At 40.0% G+C, this 11,331-nt stretch carries 9 protein-coding genes; 6 read left to right on the forward strand and 3 right to left on the reverse strand.

Going from position 1 to position 11,331, the window contains the following annotated elements:
- Nucleotides 1-10: 10 nt before the first annotated feature.
- From RJ01_RS15110 to RJ01_RS15120, 3 genes are read right to left on the reverse strand one after another with little or no spacing between them, the layout of a single operon-like run.
- Complete coding sequence (locus tag RJ01_RS15110) at nt 11-1,840, reverse strand: ferrous iron transporter B (protein ID WP_034171691.1); 1,830 nt, start codon at nt 1,838-1,840, stop codon at nt 11-13.
- Nucleotides 1,830-2,090, reverse strand: coding sequence for a FeoA family protein (locus RJ01_RS15115; RefSeq protein WP_004665962.1), 261 nt, complete (start codon nt 2,088-2,090; stop codon nt 1,830-1,832). The genes RJ01_RS15110 and RJ01_RS15115 overlap by 11 nt, the downstream gene beginning before the upstream one ends.
- Nucleotides 2,091-2,101: 11 nt before the next feature.
- Complete coding sequence (locus tag RJ01_RS15120) at nt 2,102-3,382, reverse strand: cation transporter (RefSeq protein ID WP_005253114.1); 1,281 nt, start codon at nt 3,380-3,382, stop codon at nt 2,102-2,104.
- Nucleotides 3,383-3,472: 90 nt separating this feature from the next.
- On the opposite strand from RJ01_RS15120, the gene cadR reads away from it, so the two are divergent.
- The 6 genes from cadR (at nt 3,473) to RJ01_RS15150 (ending at nt 11,205) form a co-directional block, all read left to right on the forward strand.
- Nucleotides 3,473-3,865 carry a Cd(II)/Pb(II)-responsive transcriptional regulator gene (gene cadR / locus RJ01_RS15125; RefSeq protein ID WP_004281856.1) on the forward strand — a complete coding sequence of 131 codons (393 nt, stop codon included), beginning with the start codon at nt 3,473-3,475 and terminating at the stop codon, nt 3,863-3,865.
- 141 nt (nt 3,866-4,006) lie between these two features.
- On the forward strand, nt 4,007-4,417 hold the full coding sequence (locus RJ01_RS15130) for a hypothetical protein (RefSeq protein ID WP_005407477.1): 411 nt from the start codon (nt 4,007-4,009) through the stop codon (nt 4,415-4,417).
- Between the two features lie 49 nt (nt 4,418-4,466).
- Nucleotides 4,467-5,834, forward strand: a complete 1,368-nt coding sequence (locus RJ01_RS15135; protein ID WP_004281854.1) for a TolC family protein — start codon at nt 4,467-4,469, stop codon at nt 5,832-5,834.
- 1 nt (nt 5,835) lies between these two features.
- Entirely contained in the window at nt 5,836-7,071 is a 1,236-nt protein-coding gene (locus tag RJ01_RS15140) for an efflux RND transporter periplasmic adaptor subunit (RefSeq protein ID WP_004281853.1), read from the forward strand.
- The gene (locus tag RJ01_RS15145; protein ID WP_005407475.1) at nt 7,061-10,219 is read left to right on the forward strand and encodes an efflux RND transporter permease subunit; all 3,159 of its coding nucleotides are present in this window, start codon (nt 7,061-7,063) and stop codon (nt 10,217-10,219) included. The genes RJ01_RS15140 and RJ01_RS15145 overlap by 11 nt, the downstream gene beginning before the upstream one ends.
- A gap of 86 nt (nt 10,220-10,305) precedes the next feature.
- Entirely contained in the window at nt 10,306-11,205 is a 900-nt protein-coding gene (locus tag RJ01_RS15150; protein WP_034171692.1) for a cation diffusion facilitator family transporter, read from the forward strand.
- The last annotated feature ends 126 nt before the right edge of the window (nt 11,206-11,331 follow it).

The following is an 11,331-nucleotide window of genomic DNA, read 5'->3' on the forward strand; positions in this document are numbered from 1 at the left end:
CATTTGCTAATTAAAGATTACTCGCAACTTGATATGTGATGAATGAAAAGATGTAGGCTAATGCAAACAAATAAGTTGCCATAATGATGGGCTGTTTCCAGCTGCCAGTTTCTCGTCTAATTGTTGCTAACGTAGCAAGACAATGGGGAGCAAAAATAAACCATACCAATAATGATAAACCTGTGGCTAACCCCCATCCATCCGGGCCTGAAATTTGACTTAACAGACTTTGAGTTACTGTATCTTCATCACCTGACATCGCATAAATCACCCCAAGAGCAGCAATTACAACTTCCCTTGCTGCCATAGCAGGAATGAGTGCAATACATATTTCCCATGTAAACCCAATAGGCGCAAATATAGGATGAATTAAATGCCCTAACTGACCAGCTAAACTATAGTTAATGGCCGGCATGGTTGCATTATCTGGTGGTTGAGGGAACGTGACTAGCACCCATAACAAGATAGACAGCGCAACGATAATGCCACCAACTCGTTTTAAGAAAATAGTTGCCCTATCATATAAGCCTAATGCAATATTTCTAATATCTGGAATTCGGTATGTGGGAAGTTCAAAAATAAAAATACTTTCAGTTTTATCTTTTCGAACCAACTTCAGAAAGACTGAAACTAATAACGCTGAGACTATTCCCGACATATAAAGACCAAAAAGGACTAATCCTTGCAGACTTAACCAGCCGTAGATTAATTGGTTGGGAATAAATGCCGCGATCAATAAAGCATATACTGGCAATCTTGCTGAACAGGTCATCAAGGGTGCAATCATAATTGTTGCTAATCGGTCCCGTTCAGAGCTGATACTTCTGGTTGCCATAATTCCGGGAATGGCACAAGCAAAACTGGATAGCAGAGGAATAAATGAACGGCCGCTAAGCCCGGCTTTAGACATTAATTTATCTAAAAGAAATGCTGCCCGGGGTAAATAGCCTGACTCTTCAAGCATTAAAATGAAGAAGAATAAAATCAAAATCTGAGGCATATATGCAAGCACGCTACCTGCACCAGCAATTACCCCATCCACAACCAAGCTTTTTAATAGAGGATGTTGGATTAGTGGTCCAATAAAATCACTGAGCCATGCGACAAAATTTTCAATGAATTCAATAAAAGGCGTTGCCCATATAAATACCGCCTGGAACATCACAAACATGGTTAAAGTTAAGATTACTAAACCCAATACAGGATGTAGAAAAATTTTATCTAGAAATGCGGTTCTTTTATCACCACTGTCATTATTTAAAATAACTTGTTTGGTGATTTGTTTGACCTGTTCAAAATGACTTAATTCAGAATGATAAGGAGTAATAAAAAGATTTTTTTGATCTAATTGATTAATTAAATCTTGAATTCCTTTTGTTTTAACTGCGACAGCTTCAACTACAGGGATACCTAACAGTTGAGACAGTTTATCCTTATCAATGGAAATACCACGCTTTTTGACCTCATCCATCATATTTAATACAAGAATCATAGGGCGATTTAGAGCACGAACTTCGAGAACCAAGCTCAAATGTAAGCTTAAATTTGTGGCATCTACAACGCATATAAAAATATCGGGTAGAACTTCACCTTTTAGCTCGCCCAAACAAACTGCCCTGGTGACTTCTTCATCTAAACTACTAGGTTTTAAACTGTAAGTTCCGGGTAAGTCCAATACTCGTACTGCATCACCAGAAGGTAATTTAAAAGAACCTTCTTTTCTTTCTACGGTAACTCCAGCATAGTTGGCAACTTTTTGTCGCGTACCAGTAAGCGTATTAAATAAAGAGGTTTTTCCACAATTTGGATTACCGACTAATGCAATGTTCTTAATCTTCATTGGATACTAACTCTACAAAAATTCTTTCAGCTTCATTCTTTCTTAATGCGAATCTTGAAGTTTCAATTTGAACTAAAACAGGATCTCCGCCAAAAACACCTTTAGCGAGTACTTGTAGAGTTTCACCCTCTCTAAAACCTAATAGTTGGAGCCGTTCCAATACGGGATCAGTGGTATGACTGTATTGATTACCTTTTTTGAGATCTCTAATTTTGACGATCTGATTTTGTTTAACTTGAAATAGATTCATTTTCGATACTCTTACTTCAAAGCCAAAATCTTTCGAGCACCATTAAGCACGAATAAAGAAACCAGGATGCCAATGATTAAGTCTGGGTAAGCTGATCCCGTCCACGCCACGAGTACACCGGCAAATATAACGCCCATATTTACGACAACGTCATTCGCCGAGAAAATCCAACTGGCTTTCATATGTGCGCCATCTTCTCGATGACCAGAAATAAGATATAAGCATGTCACGTTAGCTATAAGTGCGAGCAGGCCAATAACAATCATGAGCGTTGATTCTGGCTCGCTTCCAAACATGAATCGTCTAATGACATCAATAATCACGATGACAGCAAGTAATAACTGAATCCAACCTGCGAAATGGGCTGCTTTCACTTGATATTTCGCAGCTTTTCCGACGGCATATAGCGCAATACCATAAACGGCTGCATCGGCAAACATATCTAGAGAATCAGCAATCAATCCTGTAGACGCAGCAATAATTCCGCTGATGAATTCTATAAAGAAAAGTAGAGCATTAATGCCTAATAACAGTTTAAGTACTTTAGCTTGTCTCACAGGATCAGGTTCATTAGGTATATCGCCTGAAGAAAGCTGTGTTTCATCAAGTTTCGCCCCAAAACCCAGTCCTTCAAGTTTGGCCGTAATTTGCTGACTCCCTTCATTATGGAAGACTTTCAGTTTTCGATTGGGAAGATCAAAAGTAAGACCTTTAACTGCTTCAATATCTGCAAGAGCCATACGGACCATTTGCTCTTCAGCAGAGCAATCCATTTTAGGAATGGTATAGGTACTTGTTTGCTTAGCCTGTTGATTGCTTATATAAGTTTCAGTCTTCACAAGCTTTGCACCAAAACCCAAAGCTTCAAGTTTGGTAGTTATATTTTCATCTTTTTGATTATGTAGAACCTTTAAAGACCGGTTAGGTAAATCAAAGATGAGTTTTTGAACACCATCAATTGAAGATAGCGCCATACGAACCATCTGTTCTTCCGCAGAACAATCCATTTTGGGAACTAAGTATTCACTCATGTAGTGCGAATCTTTTAAAACGTCTTCAGTGCTTAAATTTTCTTTGGGATCAGAACCACAACAGGATTGAGCGGTATCTTCACAACTGTTTGAAGTGTTACAGCAAGGAGATGAAGATTTTTTTTCTTCCTCTTCACCACAACAGCTAAGCGTATTATCACAATTCTTTGAATTGTTTGCTTCTGCAATTGATGGATGATTTTCTTGTTGAGATTTCTTATCTTCGCATGGTGTTTCTTTACTACATCCACAACCACTCATAATTATACCCATTAAAAAAATTTATAAACTTTGAATATTAGAATCCCTATAGTTACTATAGAGTCAAGATTTTTTGGAAATACCAACTCAATGCATTTAAAAATTGGTGAACTCTCTAAAAAAACCTCATGTTCAGTATTAACAATTAGGTTTTATGAAAAGGAAGGTTTAATTCCGGAACCCGAAAGAACGGAAGGAAATTACCGCCTTTACGATATAGGCTATGTTGAGCGAATTAAGTTTATTTTGAATTGCCGAACTTTAAATATGAGTTTGAATGAAATTCGTCAATTACTCACCTATAAAGATAATCCCAAGAAAAATTGTTCAGATGTGAATGAATTAATTGACTTACATGTCAGTGCTATCAGAGAAAATATAATCAAGCAACAAAAGCTTATTGAACAATTATCTGATTTAAGAGGTACTTGTGATGGTTTATGTACAATTGACCAATGTGGAGTTCTAAAAAATCTAGCTTGATTATCTAGACCTATGCTTTTTCAAAAACTCTGTATATCTTTACTTAAGGCTGCAAAAAGATTAAGGTGACTTAAATTTTGTGATCAGATCTTAGATAGCTTTGGTTAGCTTCCGATTGGTGTTTTAAATACAGATTTGTGTATGAAGAGAAAAACATTTCTAATCCAGATATTGGTACTCTTATTCACATTCCAGAATATTTGGAGTGTGGCAGAGGCTGCTTGTCTGCATGAAATGCCAAACATACCCAATTCAATACTCTCTAATCCAATCGATTTAGACGAAAAGAGTGATAGTCCTCGTCAAGCACTTTATTCCCTAGAAAACTATAAAGAAATCTATGACTATTGTCAGAAGGTTTGTTTTAACGAAAAGTGCAGTCATTTCTCAAATACAATCGTGATTCAGATTGACCCACCCGATGATCTGAAGCTTAAAGCTAATTTTGAGACCGGCATTACCCCAACTTATTTGGGAATAACTTTTTATAAATCCCCTTATCTGGATCAATTAACCCCGCCTCCCGATTTGCCCCTACTATTGGTGGGGTAGTCTTATAAAAGCCCACCACTCCTAATTTCATTATGCGTGGGGCATTTTCATGTCAAAAAACAAATTACATCAGGATACCTCCATCCTGAATTTATCCTGGTCAGCCTTAGGTAGCGGTATCTTGCTATCTGCAATGATCAGCTTCAGTACTTCCGTAGTCGCCAGTACTCAAGATTTAACGCTGCAGCAAGCTATTGAGCAGGTTAACCAATATCAAGCGTCCCAAAATTTCTGGGAAACGCAAAACAGCATTAATGCCACGAATCTTCAGCAAAGTAAGCTGTTTAAAAATCCTGAACTGTCAGTTGAACAAACGGGATTTGGTTCAAATAATGAAAAAGAGCTTACCATTGGCATATCACAACCCTTGGATATTTTTGGTGAGCGAAGAGCAAACCAAAAATTAGCCAGTCTCTCTACAGATAAAACAGCGCTGAAACAGAAGATTTATCAAGCACAAATTGAGCTTGCAGTGAAATATGTATGGTCACAACTGGCCATTGCTGAACTTGAAAAAAACATTGTCAATGAACAACTTCGGGTGAGCCAAGAAAACCTTCAAGCAATCGAAAAGCGCTTTAATGCAGGCAGTATTGCCCAAGTAGATGTAAATCGCGCACGTTTAAGCCATGCTGAAAATATCCGTCTTTTTAGACAGGCAGACTTACAGGTACAAGTGGCCACCCAACAATTATCAAATTTATGGGGTACGTCTGATAAGTCATTGCAGGTAAACCTCTCTTCACAAAAGCTCTGGCCAAAATCGACTCATGAACAGGTTCAAGAATATTTAGCGGAAAACTACGTTGAGAAATATCGGGCTTTACTGGTATTAGAGTCTCAAGCAACGGTTGATCAACTAAGGGCAAAGGCACGTCCTAACCCCACTTTAAACCTAGGTGTCAACCGCACCCAATCCTTGGAAAACTCCACACAAAATCAATTAGTAGTCGGAGTCAGTGTACCGCTTAATATTTTCGATCGTCAGCAAAATGGCATAAAAATCGCGCAAGAAAAAATGAACTTATTAGAGCGTCAGAAAGAGTTTTATCTGAAGCAAAATGCGCTGCAAATAGGCACAATTTTAACCGAGTTGCAGGGTTTAGAGCTGCAATTCAAAGTCGTTGACGAGACTCAAATTCCTTTGGCGACTCAAGTTCAAAGTAAGACGCTACAAGGTTTCTTGGCAGGCAAGTTTGCTTTAACCGATGTTCAGCAAGCCACGCTTCAATTACAAGACATCCGTCTGCGTAAAGTCCAGTTGTTACGGGATGGCTGGCAAAAGGCCATTGAAGCAGAAAGTTTGAGCTTAGGCATTAGCCCAAGTGAAGTCATGTCGAAAGATGCTATTGCACAAATCAATCAAAACTTATGGCAAGACATACAGGCCATGCCTGTCATTGGTGGGGGAAATTAACATGTTCGATCTTAAAAACAGCTTAAAAAAACAGAGCGGAAAAATCTCTCAACCTCTACTGATTAGTTTGGTTATCGGCGCTACCGTACTCCTCAGTATTTTTTTGATCTTAACTGGTAAGAATAAATCGGAAACATCAGATGAACATGCAGAGGAAGAAAGCGGAGAAGAACATGGCGGTGAAACCGAAGAGCATGCAGAAGGTGTGAGCCTGACTGCCAAGCAACTGGTGGAACAAGGCATACAATTATCAGCGGTCGATCAAGGCCCGGTGGTTAAATTAAGTTCTTATCCTGCCAAACTGAATGTGAATACTGACCAGCAAGCGCACGTCTCACCGAGTTTTAGTGGTCATGTAGAAAATGTCTATGTAGAACTCGGTCAAAAAGTTCAGAAAGGACAGCCTTTGGCTGCGTTGCTTGTTCCTGATCTAGTTGATCAGCAGGCCAATCTTAAAATTGAACAAACCAACCTTGAACTGGCGAAACAAGACTATGATCGTGAGCGTCAGCTTTGGTCACAGGGCATTTCAGCAAAACAGGACTATCAACGTGCTTATAACAGCTATAAACGGGCACAAATTCAGGTTCAAGCGGCCCAATCACGTTTAAGTGCATTTGGTGCAGTGAATGCCAGTAACGGACGCTATATTTTGAAAGCTCCCATTTCTGGCGTGATCAGTAAAAAGGATTTGGTTCTCGGGGAAAATGTTCAGTTAGCCGATCAACTCTTTACGATAGACCGGTTAGATCAACTCTGGCTTGAGTTTATTGTTCCAAATTCTGAAATTATGGGCTTAGCCCCGAATCAAAAGATCGAATTTAAATCCTTGCAAACAGAAAAGGTTTATCAAGCTGTTATTCAGACTTTAAATACTGAAGCGGATATTCAAACAGGTCGTCTTCAGGTGCGAGCAAAAGTTGAATCGAATGCAACCGAATTACGTCCAAACTTGATGGTGAACGTACAGTTGCAACAACGGAGTGAAAGTACCGCATTACGGGTACTTAAGTCCGCAGTTCAGAATGTCGATGGAAAAGATGTGGTTTTTGTCGCCACTCAGCATGGACAAAAAGTTGAATTCAGTCCGCAACCTGTGAAATTAGGGCAATCATCTGGGGAGAGCCAATGGATTGAAGTGGTGAGTGGGCTTAGTCAGGGACAAAAATATGCCGCTCAAGGCAGTTTTTTACTGAAATCCGAGCTGGAAAAAGGAGAGGCTTCACATGAGCACTGAAACTCCTCAAATTCCAGACCACGAATCGGTAAAACCTGAAGGACTGTTTGATCGACTGATCCAGTTTTCTATCCATAACGCAATCTGGGTCATGCTGTTTATTGCGGCTTGGATTGCTATTGGTATTTATAGTTATCAAAAGTTACCGATTGATGCTGTACCAGATATTACCAATACTCAGGTGCAGATTAACACTTCAGCCAATGGTTTTACGGCTTTAGAAATGGAACAGCGGATTACATATCCAATCGAGAATGCCATGTCAGGCATGCCGAAAATGGAACAAACCCGTTCTATTTCACGCTACGGCTTATCGCAAGTGACCATCATTTTTGAAGATGGCACGGATATTTACTGGGCCAGACAGCTTATCAACCAGCGCTTGCAAGAAGCAATGGGAGAAATGCCTGAAGATGTGCAACCTAACATGTCACCTATTTCGACAGGTTTAGGTGAAATCTATCAATGGGTGATTAAAGCCGAACCAAATGCTAAAAAACCGGATGGGACCGCTTATTCGGCTATGGATTTACGTGAAATTCAGGATTGGATTGTAAGGCCACAATTACAGCGCGTAAAAGGCGTTGCGGAGATCAACAGCATTGGTGGCTTTAATAAAACCTATGTGGTTGCCCCGGATCTGAACCGATTGCAACAATTGCAAATTCCTTTGTCTGATTTACAAACTGCCTTAACAGAGAATAATGAAAACCGTGGTGCTGGCTATATTGAGAAAAATGGACAACAGCTAACGGTTCGTGTTCCCGGCACTTTAAACACGATTGAAGATATCCAGAACATCAGTATTGCCAATAAAAACGGCTATCCGATTCGGGTGGCAGATGTCGCCAATGTCTCAATTGGTCATGACTTGAGAACAGGGGCTGCAACCTATAATGGTGAAGAAACTGTATTGGGTATTGCCATGATGATGATGGGAGAAAATAGCCGTACCGTTGCTCAAGCCATTGATGAAAAGGTGCAATCGATCCAGCAATCGCTACCTAAAGGTGTGGTGATTGAGACTGTGTATGACCGTACGCATTTGGTTGATCGGGCGATCAAAACCGTTCAGAAAAATTTGATTGAGGGTGCAATCCTCGTCATTGTTATTTTATTTCTCTTTCTAGGTAATTTCCGTGCTGCGCTGATCACGGCTTGCGTTATTCCACTGTCAATGCTGTTTACCTTGACGGGAATGGCAGAGCAGAAGATTAGTGCAAATCTGATGAGTTTAGGGGCACTGGACTTCGGTATTATTATTGATGGTGCAGTGGTTATTGTAGAAAACTGTATCCGTCGGCTAGCAGAAGCTCAGAAGCTGAAAGGTGGTTTACTTAGCCGTTCTGAAAGATTTAAAGAAGTCTTCTTGGCTGCAAAACAGGCGCGTCGTCCTCTGATTTTTGGACAGTTAATTATTTTGGTGGTTTATCTACCTATCTTTACCCTGACGGGTGTAGAAGCCAAACTTTTCCATCCTATGGCAATGACTGTTGTACTGGCTTTAATTGGGGCCATGATTTTATCTGTCACTTTTGTGCCAGCCGCAGTTGCCCTATTTGTCACTGGAGAAGTCAAGGAAACCGAAAGTCGCTGGATGCATTGGCTTAAAACCAAATATGAACTGCTTTTAGATAAAGCCTATGAGCTTCGTTTATTTGTGACTATTGTGGCTGCCTGTATTTTAGTGCTTACGGGCGTGCTAGCCACTCAAACAGGTAGCGAGTTTGCACCTCAACTGGGTGAAGGTGATTTTGCTGTTCAGCAAATGCGTTCCCCAAGTACAGGGTTAGAACAGTCACTGAGAATGCAGGAAAATACTGAAAAGTTACTGTTGAAAGAATTTCCTGAAATTAAAGCGATCTTTGCTCGTACCGGTACAGCAGAAGTGGCCACAGATGTTATGCCACCCAACATTTCAGATGGCGTGGTACTGTTAAAACCTCATGATGAATGGCCTGATCCAAAACAAACGATTGATGAGCTTCGCCAAAGAATGATTACTTTCTTAGCGACATTGCCGGGAAATAACAGTGAGTTCTCGCAACCCATTGAACTGCGCTTTAACGAGTTAATTTCAGGGGTGCGAAGTGATGTGGGTGTCAAATTATTTGGTGATGACATGGAGATTCTAAATCGCGAAGCGAATAAAATTTCTCAAAAAATTAACTCAATTTCAGGCGCGACAGCCGTTAATGTAGAACAGACCAGTGGCTTACCCTTGTTGAATGTAGAGGTGGATAAGTCCAGAGCTGCACAATATGGCTTGTCGGTAAGAGCAATTCAGGATCTGGTAGCTACAAGTGTCGGTGGCCAGAATGTTGGAACAATTTTACAGGGAGACAAGCGTTTTGATTTTGTCATCCGTCTAGATGAATCCCAGCGTAGTCCTGAACAGTTAGCGGTACTTCCTATTCAATTGCCGAATGGTGGTTTAGTCCAACTGCAAGATGTGGCACGCGTTGAAAATATCCTGGGTATTAATCAGGTCAGCCGTGAAAATGGTAAACGTCGAGTGGTTATTACTGCAAATGTAGAAGGACGTGATTTAGGCTCATTCGTAACAGAGCTTCAGAGCACGTTATCCAAACAGGAATTACCAAGCGGTTATTGGATAGATTATGGCGGTCAATTTCAAAATCTGATGTCTGCAAAAGCGCGTATGCAATTGGTGGTTCCGCTCGCATTGTTGACGATCTTTATTTTATTGATGGCTGTATTCCATAATATCAAAGAAAGCTTACTGGTCTTTAGTGGTGTACCGTTTGCCTTATGTGGAGGCTTAATCGCGTTGTGGTTGCGTGACATTCCATTATCCATGTCAGCAGGGGTTGGCTTCATTGCACTATCGGGGGTGGCTGTACTGAATGGCTTAGTCATGCTCACCTTTATCAAAGAGTTGCGACAACAATATGACCTTTATTATGCAACGTGGCAGGGTGCAATTTTGCGTCTTAGACCTGTGCTGATGACCGCTTGTGTGGCGTCCCTTGGGTTTGTCCCGATGGCTTTGGCAACCGGAACTGGGGCAGAAGTACAGAGACCTTTAGCAACAGTGGTTATTGGAGGAATTATCTCCTCTACCCTGCTTACATTGGTTTTATTGCCCGTACTGTACCGCTGGATGAATGAAAAGAAAGTTTCTTAATCCAATAGATTAGTCGATTTACAGCAGAGATATTGGCTGTTATCCAATATCTCTGCTCATCATAAATAGAATAAGGAAAATATTTTATGTCAGAACATCATGATCATAGCCATGCGGTTGTTACTGAAGAAAATAGTAAGAAGTTAATGGTTGCCTTAGGTTTAACGACTACTTTTTTAATAGTAGAAGTTGTCGCTGCTTTTATTACCCAAAGTTTGGCTTTGTTATCTGATGCAGCTCATATGTTTACTGATGTAGCCGCTTTAGCTATTGCTCTTGCCGCTATCAAAATTGGTAAAAAAGCCGCAGATGATAAAAGAACTTTTGGCTATCAGCGATTTGAAATTTTAGCGGCTCTGTTTAATGCGGTGATGCTTTTTGTGGTAGCAATATATATTGTATATGAAGCTTATCAACGTTTTACGAACCCTGCTGAAATTCAAAGTGTTGAAATGATGATTGTCGCGGTCATTGGTTTGGTCGTAAATTTGATTTCAATGAAAATCCTTTCTGCTAGTGCTGAAGGAAGTCTAAATATAAAAGGTGCATATTTAGAAGTTCTTAGTGATGCTCTAGGATCGATAGGCGTGATTATCGGAGGAATAGTTATTTATTTTACCCAGTGGATGTGGGTTGATACCGTAATCGCTGTGTTAATTGGCTTCTGGGTCTTACCTCGAACTTGGATTTTATTAAAACAAAGTATTAATATTCTGCTTGAAGGGGTTCCTGATGAGATTGATATTGAGTCGTTAAGAAATGATTTATTGATGCTAGAGGGTGTTGAAGGGATTCATCAGTTGAAAGTCTGGGCTATATCTTCAAAAAACATTCATTTAACTGCTCATTTAGTTGCTCCTAATAGCAATCCAGATCAGCTCTATCAAAAGGCCTTAGACGTTCTAAAACATAATCATAGTATTACTGAAATTACGTTACAAATAGAAAGTACGGAATGTAATACATTGGAACAGCATAAACATTAAAGTGCTGCTCTTTCTACATAATGGACAGATGACTAGGCTGATAAACCTTACCATTTTCCTGTATTACACTTCTATTTATCACACGCACTTTAAACGGCACTGTTGCAAATAACCACGAATGGTAAG

Origin of the sequence: Acinetobacter sp. YZS-X1-1 (assembly GCF_000804305.1) — a bacterium.
GTDB classification, from domain to species: Bacteria; Pseudomonadota; Gammaproteobacteria; order Pseudomonadales; family Moraxellaceae; genus Acinetobacter; species Acinetobacter variabilis.